Raw genomic sequence first — 17,575 nt, 5'->3', positions numbered from 1 at the left:
TTACATTCGGTAGCAACCCTACACCAACTCCGACAACCTGTCTCCAGGATAAGCACGCAAAGTGAAAACAGGCGCGGGAGGTGCTTAATCCATGAGCCAGCGCGCTGAACAAAGCCTGGATTCAGTTGTCGTAATGCCTGATTATCCATTAAAATGGATCGGATCGATATAAGCACACAAAGGGGGAAGTGCTTACTTATTATGAAACATAAACGACAAATGATGAAAATGCGTTGGTTGGGCGCAGCTATTATGTTAACGCTCTACGCATCATCGAGCTGGGCGTTCAGTATTGATGACGTGGCAAAACAAGCTCAATCTTTAGCCGGGAAAGGCTATGAGGCGCCTAAAAGCAACTTGCCCTCCGTTTTCCGCGACATGAAATATGCGGATTATCAGCAGATCCAGTTTAACAGCGATAAAGCCTACTGGAACAACTTAAAGACCCCTTTTAAGCTCGAATTTTACCATCAGGGGATGTACTTCGATACGCCGGTCAAGATTAACGAAGTGACGGCGACGACGGTCAAAAGAATCAAATACAGCCCGGATTACTTCAATTTTGGCAATGTTCAGCACGATAAAGACACGGTAAAAGATTTAGGCTTCGCCGGGTTCAAAGTACTGTACCCCATCAACAGTAAAGATAAGAACGACGAAATCGTCAGTATGCTTGGCGCCAGCTATTTCCGCGTTATCGGCGCAGGCCAGGTATATGGCTTATCTGCGCGCGGCCTGGCGATTGATACCGCCTTACCATCTGGTGAAGAGTTTCCCCGCTTTCGCGAGTTCTGGATTGAGCGTCCAAAACCCACCGATAAGCGTTTGACCGTCTATGCATTACTCGATTCTCCGCGCGCGACCGGCGCTTACCGTTTTGTGATCATTCCTGGCCGCGATACCGTGGTGGACGTGCAGTCAAAAGTCTATCTGCGCGATAAAGTGGGCAAGCTGGGCGTTGCGCCATTAACCAGTATGTTCCTGTTTGGGCCAAACCAGCCGTCGCCGACGACCAACTATCGTCCGGAATTGCATGACTCGAACGGCTTATCCATTCATGCAGGTAATGGCGAGTGGATTTGGCGTCCGCTGAACAATCCAAAACACCTCGCTGTGAGCAGTTATGCGATGGAAAACCCTCAGGGATTCGGCCTGTTGCAGCGTGGTCGCGAGTTCTCGCGCTTTGAAGATTTAGACGATCGCTACGACCTGCGTCCAAGCGCCTGGATTACCCCGAAAGGCGACTGGGGCAAAGGTAAGGTTGAACTGGTTGAAATTCCGACCAATGATGAAACCAACGATAACATCGTCGCTTACTGGACTCCGGATCAACTGCCGGAACCGGGTAAAGAGATGAACTTCAAGTACACTCTGACCTTCAGCCGCGATGAAGATAAACTTCATGCGCCGGATAATGCCTGGGTGCTGCAAACACGCCGCTCAACGGGCGACGTTAAACAGTCGAATCTGATTCGCCAGCCCGACGGCACTATTGCCTTTGTGGTGGATTTCGTTGGCGCCGACATGAAAAAACTGCCGCCGGATACGCCCGTCGCTGCGCAAACCAGCATTGGCGATAACGGTGAAATCGTTGACAGTAATGTACGCTATAACCCAGTCACTAAAGGCTGGCGTTTAATGCTGCGCGTGAAAGTCAAAGACGCGAAGAAAACCACGGAAATGCGTGCCGCATTGGTGAATGCCGATCAGACGCTAAGTGAAACCTGGAGCTACCAGTTACCTGCCAATGAATAAAACAACTGAGTATATTGACGCACTGCTGCTTTCTGAACGTGAGAAAGCGGCATTGCCGAAAACTGACATCCGCGCCGTGCATCAGGCGCTGGATGCCGAGCATCGGACTTACTCGCGAGAAGACGATTCACCGCAGGGTTCCGTAAAAGCCCGCCTTGAACACGCCTGGCCGGATTCATTGGCGAAGGGGCAGTTAATTAAAGATGATGAAGGGCGCGATCAGTTGCAGGCTATGCCAAAAGCGACGCGCTCTTCGATGTTTCCTGATCCCTGGCGAACCAACCCGGTTGGCCGTTTTTGGGATCGCCTGCGTGGGCGGGATGTAACGCCGCGCTATGTTTCTCGTCTGACAAAAGAAGAGCAGGCGAGCGAGCAAAAATGGCGTACCGTCGGCACTATACGCCGCTATATTTTGTTAATTTTGACTCTGGCGCAAACCGTCGTCGCGACCTGGTATATGAAGACCATTCTGCCTTATCAGGGATGGGCGCTCATCAATCCTATGGATATGGTGGGGCAGGATATTTGGGTCTCTTTTATGCAGCTCCTGCCCTACATGCTGCAAACCGGTATCCTGATTCTGTTTGCCGTGCTGTTCTGCTGGGTGTCAGCCGGATTCTGGACGGCGCTGATGGGCTTCCTGCAACTGCTTATCGGGCGCGATAAGTACAGCATCTCCGCGTCTACGGTTGGCGATGAGCCCCTCAATCCGGAACACCGGACGGCGCTGATCATGCCTATCTGTAATGAAGACGTTAGCCGCGTTTTCGCCGGTCTGCGCGCGACCTGGGAGTCCGTTAAAGCCACAGGCAACGCCGCGCATTTCGACGTCTATATCCTTAGCGACAGTTATAACCCGGATATCTGCGTGGCGGAGCAAAAGGCGTGGATGGAGCTTATTGCGGAAGTGCAGGGCGAAGGCCAAATTTTTTACCGTCGCCGCCGCCGCCGTATGAAACGCAAAAGCGGCAATATTGACGATTTTTGCCGCCGCTGGGGCAATCAGTACAGCTATATGGTGGTGCTGGACGCGGACTCAGTGATGAGCGGCGAGTGTCTGAGCGGGCTGGTGCGTCTGATGGAAGCGAATCCAAACGCTGGGATTATCCAGTCTTCGCCGAAAGCGTCGGGAATGGATACTCTGTATGCCCGCTGCCAACAGTTCGCGACCCGTGTTTATGGACCGCTGTTTACCGCCGGGCTGCACTTCTGGCAGTTGGGGGAGTCGCACTACTGGGGGCACAATGCCATTATCCGCGTGAAGCCGTTTATCGAGCACTGCGCTCTGGCGCCGCTGCCGGGAGAAGGTTCGTTCGCCGGATCGATTCTTTCCCACGACTTTGTGGAGGCGGCGCTAATGCGTCGGGCAGGGTGGGGCGTCTGGATTGCCTACGATCTCCCCGGTTCCTATGAAGAGCTGCCGCCAAATCTGCTGGATGAGCTTAAACGCGACCGCCGCTGGTGTCACGGCAACCTGATGAACTTTCGTCTGTTCCTGGTGAAAGGAATGCACCCGGTGCATCGCGCCGTGTTCCTGACGGGGGTAATGTCATATCTGTCCGCGCCGTTATGGTTTATGTTCCTCGCGCTTTCTACCGCGCTGCAGGTCGTTCATGCGTTAACAGAGCCGCAATATTTCCTTCAGCCGCGCCAGCTTTTTCCGGTCTGGCCGCAGTGGCGTCCGGAACTGGCAATCGCGCTGTTTGCGTCAACGATGGTGCTGCTGTTCCTGCCGAAGCTGCTCAGTATTATGCTGATCTGGTGTAAAGGCACCAAAGAGTATGGCGGTTTCTGGCGCGTTACGCTGTCGCTGTTGCTGGAAGTGCTGTTCTCCGTGTTGCTGGCGCCGGTGCGTATGCTGTTTCATACCGTGTTTGTGGTCAGCGCGTTCCTCGGCTGGGAAGTGGTCTGGAACTCACCGCAACGCGACGATGATTCTACGCCGTGGGGAGAAGCCTTTATGCGTCACGGTTCTCAACTGCTGCTGGGGCTGGTCTGGGCGGTGGGTATGGCGTGGCTGGATTTACGCTTTCTGTTCTGGCTGGCGCCGATTGTCTTTTCGCTGATTCTGTCGCCATTTGTTTCGGTGATCTCCAGTCGTTCAACGGTAGGATTACGCACCAAACGCTGGAAGCTGTTCCTGATCCCGGAAGAGTATTCGCCGCCTCAGGTGTTGGTCGATACCGATAAATATCTGGAGATGAATCGCCGCCGTATTCTGGACGATGGCTTTATGCATGCGGTATTTAACCCGTCGCTTAATGCGCTGGCGACCGCGATGGCCACCGCGCGTCACCGCGCCAGTAAGGTGCTGGAAATAGCCCGCGATCGTCATGTGGAGCAGGCGCTAAACGAAACGCCGGAGAAACTGAACCGCGATCGGCGTCTGGTTTTGCTCAGCGATCCGGTGACGATGGCGCGTTTACACTATCGGGTCTGGAATGCGCCAGAGAGATACTCTTCCTGGGTAAACCATTATCAGTCTCTCGTCCTGAATCCGCAGGCGTTGCAGGGACGAGCATCGTCAGCGGGATAAGGTCTTCAGGTCTGGAGTGAGGTGAAAAATACCGGCGTGATGCCGGTATTTTTATAGTGAAATGAGGTATCAGGTGCGTATATTCGCGGTGAGCATAATGGTGATTACCCTGAGCGGCTGCGGCAGTATTATCAGCAGAACGATCCCCGGACAAGGACACGGCAACCAGTATTACCCTGGCGTGCAGTGGGATATGCGTGATTCCGCATGGCGCTATATCACTATCCTCGATCTGCCCTTCTCACTGATCTTCGATACACTGCTACTGCCGCTCGATATTCACCACGGGCCTTATGAGTAATTAACGCTCATCCCATTCGTCTGCCGCAGTACGGCCTTCCTCGGTATCAAGCGGGGGTTCAAGCTGGAATTCCCCTTCATCCCATTCATGCAAAGTATTCTCTTCCTGCCATTCCTGGCGGATCTCTATCTCATCATAATCGCCGTCAAACACGCTCTGCGCGGCTTCACCACTCAGCATCGGCAGACATTCGCCATCTTCACCTTCATCGGCGAAAAATTCGACCTGCCACATGATGTCCCCATCCTGCAGTACATATTTCTGAACGTTGAACTGCTGCACATTCGCTTCATCTTGTTCGAGGCCTGGATGGTCAGCCAGAAATTCTTCCCGGGCTGCATCGATAGCTTCTTCCAGCGTGGCATACATGGTCATCAGTGTCTCCCTTTGATTTGACGAGGTATTTAGGGAAAGAATAGCTGATTCTGTGATATTGCAAGTATGAAAGCGCAAAAATCATTCTATTGCCAGTCTGCGCCGTCGTAAGCTGTTCCATGAATAGATAGCATTGAACAACACCACGCCTGCCGTGACGCAGAATACGGCGCGGAAGCCATAGCTCGCGGAAATTGCGGCGCCCATGAGAGGGCCGGTGACGTTGCCGATATCGCGGAAAGATTGGTTGTAGCTGAATATGCGCCCGGCTATCTGGTTGGTAGAGTTGTAAACCAGCAGAGTTTGAACGGCTGGCAGCAGCGCGCCATCCGCCGCGCCAAGCAGAAACCGCAATAGCGCGAGCTGCCACGGCGTTTGCACAAAAGACATTGGAATCAGCAGCAGTACGGAAATAATCAGCGCGACGATAAGAATCTTTTCCGGGCCAATTCTGTCGCCGAGCTTGCCGAGCCGGGGGGCGCTAAGTAATGCCGCCACGCCGGGAACGGACGCTATCATCCCGCTAATGAACGCAATATTACTGACATTTCCCGCGAGTTCGCGCACATAGAGCGTCAGGATGGGCGCAATAGACCCCGTCGCCACCTGAATAATCAGCGTGGTGACAAACAGGCTTAACACCAGGCGGGGATTTTTTAACGAGGCGACCACTTCCCGAACGTGAAGCATCTCTTTTTTGCTCACCGGCAGGAAATTCTCGCGAATAAAAAAGAAGGTGAGCAGAAAACAGATAAACAACACGCTGGCGGTAATAAAAAAGACCGGGCGAAGGCCGTAATGGTCGGCGAGCAGACCGCCCGCAAGTGGGCCAAGCAGAGCGCCGCTGACGCCGCCAGTAGAGAGCGTCCCTAACGCCCAGCCGCTTTTGTGGCGCGGCACCTGAGTGGCGATGAGCGCATTGGCGTTGGGAATAAATCCGCCCAGCAGGCCTAATAACGCGCGGAGGATCAGAAATTGCCAGATATTTTGCGCCATGCCCATTAACAGCATCACAATGGCCATGCCGAGAGCGGAACGCAACAGCATGATCTTACGCCCTTTACGATCCGCCAGGCCGCCCCAAAAAGGGGAAGCGATAGCTGAAAAGAGGAACGTAATACTAAAGACCAGCCCGGACCACATGTTGAGCGCGCTATGGCCTGTTACGCCGAGTTGCTCAACGTAGAGAGGGAGAAAAGGCATGACCAGGCTGAATGCCGCGCCGGTTAAAAAACAGCCCAGCCAGGTAACGGTTAGATTGCGTTTCCAGTTTATGGGGACATCAGAGGGTGACATAGCGTTCCACAGTATGATGCGCGGTTTGCGCTATCATCAATTTAATTATGAGCGTACTAATTATAATTATGCGCCGACCTTACCAGCCTCGCAATGTGGGGAGCTTTTAAAGCTAAAAGAGGGGAAAATTGCAGCCTGACGGCTGCAATCCTGTCAATAGCGCGACGGTACGCCTTCAGGGCGAGTTTTAAAGCGGCGATGCAACCACATATATTGATCTGGCGCCATCATAATGCACTGCTCAACAATCTTATTCATCCACGCGGCAGTCGCTTCTGCGCTCTCCAGCGGAGGCGAATATTCCGCAGGAAGAATGATCAGTTCGTAGCCTTTCCCATCGGGTTTACGGCGAGGCACGAAGGGGATAATACAGGCTTTAGACATGCGCGCGAGCATCCAGGTACCGGAGGTCGTGGCAGCCTGGTCGACAGCGAATAATGGTACAAAAACGCTGGCGCGCGGGCCGTAATCGTGATCCGGCGCATACCAGATCAATTCGCCGCTTTTCAATGCCTTAACCATGCCTTTCAGATCTTTGCGATCCAACATTGATTTATTGGAGCGTAAGCGTCCCCAGGTCTGTAACCAGTCGAGCAACGGATTATCATTCGGGCGATAAACTCCGATCCCCGGGTTATGCATACCAAACATGCGGGCGCCAAACTCAAGGGTAAGAAAATGTATTCCTACCAGAATGAACCCCAGCCCCTGCGCCTTAACTTCACGGATATGCTCCAGACCGCTCGCTTCCATCCAGCGGTTCACTCGCCGATCGGGCCAGAACCAGGCCATGCCGGTTTCCATCACGCCCATACCGACGGATTCAAAGTTTTTGACCACCATGGTGTGGCGTTCCTGCGCGGTCATTTCCGGAAAGCATAATTCAAGGTTGCGATAGGCGATTTTCGCGCGGCGTTTCATTACGCGTCGCGCCAGGTGGCCCAATGCGCAACCCAATTTATAGATGACCGGGTAGGGGAGTTGCACGACCAACCAAAGCGCGCCTATACCCAACCAGGTTAACCAATAGCGCGGGTGCAGTAAGGCCACGGAGAACTTAGGCAACTTCGTCATTTCTATCCTGTCTTTCAACGAACAATTCCCCGTATTCTCGCATCTTTTTGCGTTGAGCAAAAATATGTAGCAGGAGAGTGGCGATTAAATCGACAATTGTTGTTAATTATTTAGTGTAAAGCAGGAAATGTAGCGCGAAATGTGTGGATGTAAATTGGCGAGACTTGCCTTATCATGCCTGCCCACTTTATTTTTTGCTGATTGCAGGATACGTACACCATGCCAGTGTTACACAACCGCATCTCTAATGACGAGCTGAAAGCCAAAATGCTGGCGGAAAGCGAGCCGCGTACGACAATTTCTTTTTATAAATATTTCACTATCGCCTCGCCGCAACAGACGCGGGACACGTTGTATCAGGTGTTTACGGCGTTGGACGTTTTTGGTCGCGTTTACCTGGCGCATGAAGGCATCAATGCGCAAATCAGCGTGCCGCAAAGCAAGCTCGAGACGTTTCGTCAACAGCTTTATACGTTCGACCCCGCGCTGGACGGGCTGCGTTTAAATATTGCGCTGGAGGATGACGGAAAGTCATTTTGGGTGCTGCGTATGAAAGTTCGCGACCGTATCGTTGCTGACGGTATTGATGATCCGAGTTTTGATGCCAGTAATGTCGGCGATTATCTGAAGGCGGCAGATGTGAATGTGATGCTGGACGATCCTGACGCGGTCTTTATTGATATGCGCAACCATTATGAGTATGAAGTTGGCCATTTCGAAAATGCTCTGGAAATCCCGGCGGATACGTTTCGTGAACAGTTGCCAAAAGCGGTTGAAATGCTGCGGGAACATGCAGATAAAAAGATAGTGATGTACTGTACCGGCGGTATTCGTTGTGAGAAAGCCAGCGCCTGGATGAAACACAACGGTTTCAATAAAGTCTGGCATATTGAGGGTGGCATCATTGAATACGCCCGTCGCGCGCGCGAGCAGGGGCTTCCCGTTCGCTTTATCGGCAAAAACTTTGTATTTGATGAACGAATGGGCGAACGAATCTCGGATGAGGTTATCGCGCATTGCCATCAGTGCGGCGCGCCCTGCGATAGCCATACCAACTGCAAAAACGACGGTTGCCATCTGCTGTTTATCCAGTGTCCGCAGTGCGCCAGTAAATTTAACGGCTGCTGTAGTGAACAATGCTGTGAAGAGTTGGCCTTGCCGGAGGAAGAACAGCGCCGACGTCGTGCGGGTCGCGAGAACGGCAACAAAATTTTTAATAAATCGCGTGGTCGGCTTAATAGCAAACTGAGCATTCCCGATCCGGCTGAGTAATATCTTGCCGGATAGCAGCGTAAAGGCCGCTATCCGGCATTTCGCCAGGCGTTACTTCTGCTGAACGCCTTCTACTGAGATGATAAGCTCAACCTCTTGTGAGGCCGGGCCGAGATCGGTAGTTATATTGAAATCCTTCAGCTTAATTTTTCCTTCGGCCTCAAAGCCCGCGCGCTTACCGCCCCACGGATCGTCGCCCTGGCCCATCAGCTTCGCTTCCAGCGTCACCGGTTTAGTCACGCCATTGAGCGTCAGATTGCCGGTAATATCCAGTTCATCGCCCTCTTTTTTCACGCTGGTAGAGGTGAAGGTTGCCTGCGGGAATTTCGCAACATTAAGAAATTCCGCGCTACGCAGGTGTTTGTCACGTTCGGCATGGTTAGTGTCGACGCTATTGGTGTTAATGGTCACGTTCACTTTGTCGGCCGACGGATTTTTTTCGTCAAAAGTGAACGTGCCGTCGAAATCTTTAAAGGTGCCGTATAGCCAGCTGTAGCCCAGATGCTGGATGCGGAAATTGACGAACGCATGTTGGCCTTCTTTATCAATTTTATACTCCGCCGCCACGGCGGAACCGGTCGTGAATAACAAGGATGCGAGGGTGAATCCCAGCAGGTTTTTTTTCATTTTTGAGCTCCATAGTCAGATGACGACATTCCTGTCATACGTTTCAGTGTGTCGTCTTTATCGATGAAATGGTGTTTTAGCGCCATAACCCCATGCGAGAGCGAGATAATGACCAGCGACCAGGCAAACCACAGATGCAGCGTTCCGGCGATGTCAGCCTGCGCGCCCGCGTCCGTAAGCGTGGCCGGAATCTCAAACCAGCCAAAGACGCTAATCGGTTTACCGTCGGCGGTGGAAATCAGGTAGCCGCTAATGATTATCGCAAAGAGCAGGAGATACAGGAGGAGATGACCCGCGGCGGCGCCAGCGCGCGTTAAACGGGAATAGCTGGTCAACGCAACGGGCGGCGGAGAATAATGCCGCCAGATAATACGCACGATCAGCGCCATCATCAGTAATATGCCAATACTTTTATGTATTTCCGGTGCCTGGTGATACCAGCCGTCGTAATAACTGAGCGTGACCATCCATAAGCCCAACGCAAACATGCCATAGACCACCAGGGCGGTCAGCCAGTGGAGCGCGGCGGAAACCACGCCATAACGCTGTGGAGTATTTTTAAATTGCATAAACACACCAATGAATATTTCACGAGAGAATGAAAATGGCGTGGAAAAGCGCCGAATGCAACTTATAAATAAGAATTTGAATGATATTTATTTTTATTTCAATAATTTTGATGTTGTTTGCGGTTCAGCTTCAGAAGTTTCGAGATATTTCACTCCTGTAACCGCGCAACGGCAGGAACTGGCATTATTGTCGTGCTTCAACGTTATGAAATAAAAAGTGAGGAATTTTCAGGAAGTGTCAGTTAACGTCAATGAAAAGCAATCAGAAGAAAAGGAGATAAACAATATCCATCACCGCCAGCAGTGACCAAAGAATAACGTAAAGCATGAAATGTTCGCGAATATTATTCATCAGAAAATGAAAGAGACGGCGCATAGGTTACCTTAATAAACAGCCCCTTTACGGGGCCGACAAATTATTGGCTAAAACGGGAAAGCCGGAACGGCGTCAGATCAAAGGAGGATGTTTTTCCCAACGCAAAATCCGCAGCGATTTCTCCTAACACCGGGGCGAATTTAAAACCATGTCCGCTGAGTCCAGTGATGACAAGCGTGTTCTCATGGCCAGGCAGCGTATCGATAATAAAATCCTCGTCCGGCGAATTATCATAGGTACATGCCGCCCCATGTAAACAACCGCCGATACCCGGCAGTACGTTACGCAGGAAAGGAAATGCTTCCGCGCCATCGCTGGCAACGGCGGCAAAGGGCTTGCGCTCTTCCGGAGCTTGTATTAGCTGTCCGCCATTGTGTTTGCCGATTTTTAACTCGTCGTTCTCCGCCGGGAAGCCGTAATATTGATCGCCGTTGGGCATTTCGCCGGTAAAGGCCGGAAAGCGGTTTTTAGTGCTGTAACGCCCATCCGCCTTAAACCAGGCAAAAACTTTACGTACGGGCTGAACGGGCAGCTCCGGTACCAGCGCTTTGACCCAGGTGCCCGCGCTAATCAGCGCCTTGCTGGCGTGGTAGCAGCCTTCACTCGTCTCTATCGTCACACCGTTATCATCATGGTGAATATGGCTTACCGGGCTGTTAAATAGCTGTGCGCAGCCTGCCTCTCGGGCCAGACGAAGCCATGTGGTAATGGCTAATTCGCTGCGCAGGAAACCGGAGTCAGCTTCAAACAGCCCGATATAATTATCGGGCACGCGAATTTCCGGCCAGCGCGTCATGAGGGCCGTCGCGTCCAGGCGCTCGACGTTCAATTGCCACTGTTGTGCGCTTCGTGCGACGTTGGCTAAGAAAGCGGAATCGGCCGGGCCGAGGTTGACGACGCCGGAGCGGACAAAAATAGGCTCTTCATTGTGTGTGGAGAGTTCATCCCAAAGCGCCTGGGCGCGAAGCACCAGCGGGACATATTTTTCGCCTTCACCATAAGCGTGGCGGATAAGTCGGGTATCGCCGTGATGGCTGCCCTGTTGATGAGGCGGCATATGCGCATCGGTCATCAGGACCTTTAGCCCGGCGCGGGTGGCGTAATAACCAGCGGCGGCGCCAACCGAACCGCTGCCGATAATAATAAGGTCGTATTTCATCAGCTTCTCTCTGCTATCGCGATGATTTCAGGGTAAATAACTGCGCTGAGATATACAAGCCAGAAATAAGTGAGGCACCTTACGGTGCCTGAGAGAGGGGGAGCGCGTCACGCTAATGGCGACGATACTCGTTTTCCTGGTAATCACCTGATTCTATTTTGGCGATGCCGGCTTCTAATATTGAAATAAATTGCCTGGCTACATCTGTCGTTAACCAGAGCGTTTGACCAACTTCAGTCCCTTCCGGTTCCGGACGATTTGGGGTCTGGTAGTGTAAACGCAGCATCAGCGCATCATAGCTATCGACGGTGCTGATGTCCCATCCTACAAGCGGATGGGTCTGAATGACTTCATTATTCTTTTCCATCATGCCCCCCTGGTACGTGTTATAAGACAACGGTTCTCGAGGTTCAATGCGTGTTTTTCTTCTGAAGCAACTTCAGTATACCAATTAATAAGGCTATTCACTGCGTTTTTAAAGAGACCGGAGGATAAATTTCTCTTTTTAAGAATTATATGAACAATAAAGCGGCAGTTCATTCATATTTTTTTAGGATGTTGTGCAATTATTTTGACGGTCAGGCGAAATATTCATCAGTTGCGCAAATAAAAAAGCCGGGGCGACCCGGCAAACATACATCACTGCATATCATTTTTTATTCATTGATGAACCAGTCATCAGCGCTCTCCCAGGTCTCCTGGAGAATCTCGCTAATGCGTTCTTTGTCCTCTTTTGATGCGCCAATGACGGACAAGTTGTTGGCGGTAGCGTAACGTACGGTGACGTTACCCAAGTTCTCAGGAAAATGATGGCTAATACGACGGGAGAGTTCGCCCGCCAGCGCATCAATCGCACCGGCAGGCAGAGGTGACGTTTTGGCTATAGTGACTTCAATACGCATAATGACCCCCTGCTGAATATACTGGATATATATACAGTTAAATCCAATATATAGCAACAGGTAAGCGCATTTTTTATTTTTTTACTGACCAGCGTACTGTTTCACCCGCTAAAAAAGGCACCAGCGAATCATCAGCCAGCGCGATATTTTCCGGTACCTGTTGTTCATCGCGAACCAGTTCCACCCACCCCGTATTCACCGGCAGGCCATAGAATTGCGGGCCATTCAGTGAACAGAACGCTTCAAAGTGCGCCAGCGCGTTCATTTCCTCAAACACGGCGGCATAACTGCCAAGGGCGGAGGGTGCGTTGAAACAACCGGCGCAGCCGCAACTGGTCTCTTTACGATGACGTGAATGCGGCGCTGAATCCGTCCCCAGGAAGGCGCGCGTAAAACCACTGGCGACCAGGTCGCGTAACGCCTGCTGGTGAATATTGCGTTTCAGAATCGGCAGACAGTACAGGTGAGGACGAATGCCGCCGACCAGCATATCATTACGGTTAAACATTAAATGTTGAGGCGTAATGGTAGCCGCCAGGTAGTCGTTGCCGTCACGGACATACTGCGCGGCATCTTTGGTCGTGATGTGTTCAAAGACCACTTTAAGCGTGGTCAGACGCTGGCGTAGCGGTTCCATTACGGTGTCGATAAAACGCGCTTCGCGATCGAAGATATCAACCTCCGCATGGGTCACCTCACCGTGGACCAGCAATGGCATTCCGAGTTTTTCCATCCGCTCCAGTACCGGCATGATAGCGTCGACTGACGTTACGCCATGACTGGAGTTAGTGGTGGCATTGGCCGGGTAAAGCTTAGCCGCAGTAAATACGCCTTCATGGAAACCACGCTCCAGTTCATCGGCATCGAGCGAATCCGTTAAATAGCAGGTCATTAACGGCGTGAAATCATGCCCGGCGGGCACCGCATCGAGAATACGCTGGCGGTAGGCGATCGCTGCATCAACGGTCGTGATGGGGGACGCCAGGTTCGGCATCACGATAGCGCGACCATAAATTTCGCTGGTATAGGGTACGACCGTTTTTAACATGTCGCCATCGCGAAGGTGAACGTGCCAGTCGTCCGGGCGGCGGATCTTTAAAACCTGGGATGGTGCAGTCATTAATAAGCTCCGGCTGAGGAATAGTCTTTTTGCCGGAAACAAAGGATAAGCGGAAACGTTTTCGTTTGCACGTAAAAAAAGGGCGCGAGCGCGCCCTCCGAAATCAATTGGTGAAAGGAATAACGATTTCACCAGGTTTAACTTCAATGCCTTTCGCGAGTTTCTTCGCTAACGCTTCGCCTTTACTACTGTCCTCACGCAACACGTAAGCTGGCCGCTGGTTAAAGTAGCTACGTAAAGACTGATTTAAATAGGGCAGGAGCGTTTGTAGCACCGATTGCATTTTCTCCGGCGTCACGGTGGCGTCTACTACTTCCATCTCCTGAAGATAGATGGCGCCTTTTTCTTTATCAAAGACCGGCAGGGCTTTTAGCTTGAGTTTCATCGTCGCTTTTTGACTGCCAAACAGGGAATTCATATCCAGCCTGGCATCGCCAGTAAGGGTGACTTTATTAGGCTCTTCCCGACCAATCTGGCTGGCAAGGTTAGTCAATACGATATGCGCGTCGGCAATGCCGGGCAGACCAATATCTTTTGAGAAATTATTCCGTTTTTCAAGCGCTTGATTGATTTCTTGTTCGCTAATGGTGTATTGCGTAAGTTGATTACAACCCACTAACAGGCCGCTAACTACCAGCGCAGCGGCAAAAAAAAACTTTTTCATGGCGTTCCTTAGCATGTTGCCTGTGCCCTAATCTTGACACAAAGCAGCATGTCGCGCCAGCGGACATGGCGCCACTAGAAAAAGCTGAAAAAGGCGGCAAGAAAGGGTTGCCGCCTGGCGGGCGTTAGATAGCCATTGAGGAGAGTAAATTAATTTGCGTCTGCTTTGCCATATTATCGCGATAGTCCGCGACTTTTGTCGGCCAGTGAATACCGGCGACCAGCGTCAGATTACGCAGAAGCGGAAACAGATGAATATCATCTTCCGATAATTCGCCGTTAACGGCGTTAGGCTGTACGATGAGTTTATCCAGCAAACGTAAATCATCGCCGATCTTTTTAATCAGTCCGGCAGAGTGCGCAAGATGGTTGTCAAAACTGCCAGATGAGGCTTCTTTTTTGCGGATAAAATACTGGCGCGCCGCAGGGGTAGAAAATTCATCGAAAGCGGATTTTGCAAATCGCGGCAGCAGTAGCTGATTAACGTAACCGTTAACTTTGCGCAACCACTCTTCAATGGCTGGATTGCGTTTCCCGGTTAACAGCGGTTTGCCGTCGAGGTTGTCGACATAATGTACAATATCCATACTTTCAGGAAGGTAGCGACTATCATCTTTTTGCAGGATGGGCACCATCTTTTGACCAATCATCCGGGTGGGCGTCGCCTCGTCGTCATTTTGTAACACGTTAAGTTCAACGGGGATGTTCTTCAGGCCGAAAATCATGCGGGCTTTAACGCAGAAAGGGCAATGATCGTAAATATAAAGCTTCACGTTTCTCCTCCATTTGACTGTCGGTATCTGACCAGTATGGAGGAGATAGCGACAGGTATCAAATCAGGCGCCGGGTTCCAGCATCCGGCGCGGCGTGCGTTTATGACTAAATTGCCAGCCTAAAGCCAAAAAGGTGATGAAACCGATAATACCGAGCATCATCCACGGTAGTTCAGGCTGCGCAAACGCTTTACCCATATCAAACAACCAGCCGCCGCCGATATAACCAATCGCGCCGCCAATGGCTAATCCCAGACGGCTAAAGCCCATATAGCTTCCCCGCGCCCTCGCGTCCGCGAGCGACGCGCTGAGCGTTTCGCGCGCCGGTTCGGCGATAACCGAGCCGATGTAGAAAGCGCAAATAAGCGTAAAAAGCTGCTGTAAATTGCCCACCATCCCGATGGGGAGCATGCTCAGCGACATGACGAGCAAACCGGCCATCAGCCGATGCTCCAGCCGAAAACGCTTTTCGCTCCAGCGGGCAATCGGGTAGAGCAACGTCAGCGAGAGACACGCCTCAATAGCGTACATCCATTTCACGGCAGCAGGCGAACCGGCGATATCGTTTACCATAATCGGCAGCATTAACATGACCTGTACCGCCAGCATATAGTAGCCCGCCAGCGTCAGCACGTAGGTGACAAACCTTTTATCGCTCATGACGCGGCGCATTCCTTCACGCACCGGCGTTCTGACCGTTGATAGCTTCCAGGCCGGAAGCAGCCATGCGTTGAAAAGGGCGCATAATATGAACAAAATAGCGCCTGTCGCGCAGACCAGGCGAAAATCGTATTGTAGCAACCAGCTTCCCAGCAGCGCGCCAATCACCGCGCCCGCGCTGTCCTGCATCATCAACAGAGAGAAGAAGCGGCCCCGTTGCTCCGGACGAATTAATTTGACCACCAGCGCTGAACGCGGCGGGTCAAAAAGCGTACCGCCGAGACCGGAAAGAAAGCAGGAAAACCACAAGAGCCAGGGCTCATGCGCGATACCCATGGTGGCAAAGCCTGCGGCGCGCATCAGCATACCGGTGACAATCATCGGTTTCGCGCCAAAGCGATCGGCGATGGCGCCGCCAAAAATGCCCAGACCTTGTTGAATAAACTGGCGCAGGCCGAGCGCGATCCCTACCATTACGGCAGCCCACCCCATTTGATCGACAAAGCGAATAGAGATGAGCGGGAAGACGACGAAAAAACCCAGCACCACTAACATGTTATCGATGAGAAGAAAATATTTACCCAGGTTCCTCGCCTGCGAGACGCGCGACATTTCCCCTCCCGGGAAATAAAAGATGAGCGTCTTCTATTCTGCGGCGGCGTTTCGTTTTTTCCTACCGTTAGCGGGACAATATTTTTTTATCAAAAATCCTTTTTAATCGAGAGTTTTCATCAAAATGTGGCAGCAATTCAAAAAATGACGATTTGCGCTTTTCACAGAGCCTGGTTGCGCAGGTATAGTAATGTTACTGGCGTGCTGAAGACGTTACAGGAAGGAGTAGGTATAGAATGTTTGGCTATCGTAGTAACGTGCCAAAAGTGCGCTTAACCACCGATCGTCTGGTGGTACGTTTAGTGCATGAGCGTGATGCCTGGCGTCTGGCCGATTATTACGCGGAAAATCGTCATTTTTTAAAACCCTGGGAACCGGTCCGTGATGAAAGTCATTGTTATCCTTCAGGATGGCAGGCGCGTCTGGGAATGATCGGTGAATTTCACAAACAGGGCTCCGCCTTCTATTTCGCGCTACTTGATCCGGAAGAAAAAGAAATTATCGGCGTGGCGAATTTTTCTAATGTGGTGCGCGGTTCTTTTCATGCCTGTTATCTGGGCTATTCCATTGCGCAGAAGTGGCAGGGGCAAGGGCTGATGTTTGAAGCCTTAACCGCTGCGATTCGCTATATGCAGCGCACTCAGCATATCCACCGTATCATGGCGAACTATATGCCGCACAACAAACGTAGCGGCGCGTTGCTGGCGCGGCTTGGCTTTGAAAAAGAAGGCTATGCGAAAGATTACCTGTTGATTGATGGACAATGGCGCGACCATGTCCTGACGGCGTTAACCACGCCGTTATGGACGCCGGGGCGTTGAGCGGCTTACGGAATGAGAGGCAAAGGGAGAAAACGATGAAATATGAATTAACTGCCACTGAAGCGCGAGTGATTGGCTGTCTGCTGGAAAAGCAGGTGACAACGCCGGAACAGTATCCGCTTTCCGTCAACGGGGTGGTGACAGCCTGTAATCAGAAAACCAACCGTGAACCGGTGATGAACCTGACGGAACAAGAGGTACAAGAACAGCTCGATAACCTGGTGAAACGCCACTTTTTGCGTACGGTCAGCGGGTTTGGCAATCGCGTCACCAAATATGAACAGCGTTTCTGTAATTCCGAATTTGGCGATCTGAAACTTAGCGCGGCGGAAGTGGCGCTCGTCACTACGCTGCTGCTGCGCGGCGCGCAAACGCCCGGCGAGTTGCGTAGTCGGGCGTCGCGGATGCATGAATTCAGCGATATGGCGGAAGTTGAATCCACGCTGGAACGGCTTGCCAGCCGTGAGGACGGCCCGTATGTCGTCCGTCTGGCGCGTGAACCGGGTAAGCGCGAAAGCCGTTATATGCACCTTTTTTGCGGCGACGTCGATGAACTGTCTCTCCAGACGTCTGCGCCGGAAAGTGCGTCGGGCGATCTTCAGTCGCGCGTCGAAGCGCTGGAAAGCGAAGTGGCGGAGTTAAAGCAGCGGCTGGATTCTTTGTTAGCTCACCTGGGAGAGTAAT

At 51.9% G+C, this 17,575-nt stretch carries 19 protein-coding genes; 6 read left to right on the top strand and 13 right to left on the bottom strand.

The annotated features are described in order from the left end of the window. The first annotated feature begins 219 nt into the window (after nt 1-219). The 3 genes from mdoG (at nt 220) to ABVN36_RS09490 (ending at nt 4,592) form a co-directional block, all read left to right on the top strand. A complete protein-coding gene (gene mdoG, locus ABVN36_RS09500; protein ID WP_001562609.1) occupies nt 220-1,755 on the top strand; it encodes a glucans biosynthesis protein MdoG in 1,536 nt (511 codons plus the stop codon). Next, the gene (gene mdoH, locus ABVN36_RS09495; protein ID WP_001044607.1) at nt 1,748-4,291 is read left to right on the top strand and encodes a glucans biosynthesis glucosyltransferase MdoH; all 2,544 of its coding nucleotides are present in this window, start codon (nt 1,748-1,750) and stop codon (nt 4,289-4,291) included. Before mdoG ends, mdoH begins: the two co-directional genes overlap by 8 nt. Nucleotides 4,292-4,364: 73 nt before the next feature. Beyond that, nucleotides 4,365-4,592, top strand: a complete 228-nt coding sequence (locus ABVN36_RS09490) for a YceK/YidQ family lipoprotein (protein WP_001217832.1) — start codon at nt 4,365-4,367, stop codon at nt 4,590-4,592. Here the strand turns inward: ABVN36_RS09490 and ABVN36_RS09485 are convergent, their stop codons facing one another. The 3 genes from ABVN36_RS09485 to ABVN36_RS09475 form a co-directional block, all read right to left on the bottom strand. After that, nucleotides 4,593-4,967, bottom strand: coding sequence for a MysB family protein (locus ABVN36_RS09485; protein WP_000180050.1), 375 nt, complete (start codon nt 4,965-4,967; stop codon nt 4,593-4,595). Nucleotides 4,968-5,048: 81 nt separating this feature from the next. After that, the gene (gene mdtG / locus ABVN36_RS09480; RefSeq protein WP_000075053.1) at nt 5,049-6,263 is read right to left on the bottom strand and encodes a multidrug efflux MFS transporter MdtG; all 1,215 of its coding nucleotides are present in this window, start codon (nt 6,261-6,263) and stop codon (nt 5,049-5,051) included. A gap of 153 nt (nt 6,264-6,416) precedes the next feature. Further along, complete coding sequence (locus tag ABVN36_RS09475; RefSeq protein WP_023138614.1) at nt 6,417-7,337, bottom strand: Kdo(2)-lipid IV(A) acyltransferase; 921 nt, start codon at nt 7,335-7,337, stop codon at nt 6,417-6,419. 219 nt (nt 7,338-7,556) lie between these two features. Between ABVN36_RS09475 and ABVN36_RS09470 the strand changes: the two genes are divergently transcribed. Then, on the top strand, nt 7,557-8,609 hold the full coding sequence (locus tag ABVN36_RS09470; RefSeq protein ID WP_001144647.1) for a rhodanese-related sulfurtransferase: 1,053 nt from the start codon (nt 7,557-7,559) through the stop codon (nt 8,607-8,609). Nucleotides 8,610-8,660: 51 nt separating this feature from the next. Here the strand turns inward: ABVN36_RS09470 and ABVN36_RS09465 are convergent, their stop codons facing one another. From ABVN36_RS09465 to mdtH, 10 genes are all read right to left on the bottom strand, one after another. Continuing rightward, on the bottom strand, nt 8,661-9,236 hold the full coding sequence (locus tag ABVN36_RS09465; RefSeq protein WP_000739886.1) for a YceI family protein: 576 nt from the start codon (nt 9,234-9,236) through the stop codon (nt 8,661-8,663). After that, entirely contained in the window at nt 9,233-9,805 is a 573-nt protein-coding gene (locus ABVN36_RS09460) for a cytochrome b (protein ID WP_001159780.1), read from the bottom strand. Before ABVN36_RS09460 ends, ABVN36_RS09465 begins: the two co-directional genes overlap by 4 nt. Nucleotides 9,806-10,067: 262 nt before the next feature. Continuing rightward, a complete protein-coding gene (locus ABVN36_RS09455; protein WP_001253282.1) occupies nt 10,068-10,181 on the bottom strand; it encodes a YceO family protein in 114 nt (37 codons plus the stop codon). A gap of 40 nt (nt 10,182-10,221) precedes the next feature. Further along, nucleotides 10,222-11,340, bottom strand: coding sequence for an N-methyl-L-tryptophan oxidase (gene solA / locus ABVN36_RS09450; protein WP_023138615.1), 1,119 nt, complete (start codon nt 11,338-11,340; stop codon nt 10,222-10,224). Nucleotides 11,341-11,452: 112 nt separating this feature from the next. Then, nucleotides 11,453-11,707 carry a biofilm formation regulator BssS gene (gene bssS, locus ABVN36_RS09445; RefSeq protein WP_000414441.1) on the bottom strand — a complete coding sequence of 85 codons (255 nt, stop codon included), beginning with the start codon at nt 11,705-11,707 and terminating at the stop codon, nt 11,453-11,455. 289 nt (nt 11,708-11,996) lie between these two features. Beyond that, a complete protein-coding gene (gene dinI / locus ABVN36_RS09440) occupies nt 11,997-12,242 on the bottom strand; it encodes a DNA damage-inducible protein I (RefSeq protein WP_001217763.1) in 246 nt (81 codons plus the stop codon). A 73-nt stretch (nt 12,243-12,315) separates the two neighbouring features. Beyond that, on the bottom strand, nt 12,316-13,362 hold the full coding sequence (gene pyrC, locus ABVN36_RS09435) for a dihydroorotase (RefSeq protein ID WP_000126607.1): 1,047 nt from the start codon (nt 13,360-13,362) through the stop codon (nt 12,316-12,318). Nucleotides 13,363-13,465: 103 nt separating this feature from the next. Next, entirely contained in the window at nt 13,466-14,026 is a 561-nt protein-coding gene (locus ABVN36_RS09430) for a lipoprotein (protein ID WP_000713054.1), read from the bottom strand. A gap of 124 nt (nt 14,027-14,150) precedes the next feature. After that, on the bottom strand, nt 14,151-14,798 hold the full coding sequence (gene grxB, locus ABVN36_RS09425; RefSeq protein WP_000780893.1) for a glutaredoxin 2: 648 nt from the start codon (nt 14,796-14,798) through the stop codon (nt 14,151-14,153). Between the two features lie 63 nt (nt 14,799-14,861). Then, the gene (gene mdtH, locus ABVN36_RS09420; protein WP_000092177.1) at nt 14,862-16,070 is read right to left on the bottom strand and encodes a multidrug efflux MFS transporter MdtH; all 1,209 of its coding nucleotides are present in this window, start codon (nt 16,068-16,070) and stop codon (nt 14,862-14,864) included. Between the two features lie 236 nt (nt 16,071-16,306). Here mdtH and rimJ point away from each other — a divergent pair, with 236 nt between their 5' ends. Beyond that, complete coding sequence (gene rimJ / locus ABVN36_RS09415; RefSeq protein ID WP_000468204.1) at nt 16,307-16,891, top strand: ribosomal protein S5-alanine N-acetyltransferase; 585 nt, start codon at nt 16,307-16,309, stop codon at nt 16,889-16,891. A gap of 35 nt (nt 16,892-16,926) precedes the next feature. Continuing rightward, the gene (locus ABVN36_RS09410) at nt 16,927-17,574 is read left to right on the top strand and encodes a YceH family protein (RefSeq protein WP_000873047.1); all 648 of its coding nucleotides are present in this window, start codon (nt 16,927-16,929) and stop codon (nt 17,572-17,574) included. The last annotated feature ends 1 nt before the right edge of the window (nt 17,575 follow it).

The organism is Salmonella sp. SJTUF15581 (assembly GCF_043356775.1).
GTDB lineage: Bacteria > Pseudomonadota > Gammaproteobacteria > Enterobacterales > Enterobacteriaceae > Salmonella > Salmonella enterica.
The sequence above is the reverse complement of the archived record's forward strand: the minus strand, read 5'-3'. Positions and strand labels throughout refer to the sequence as shown.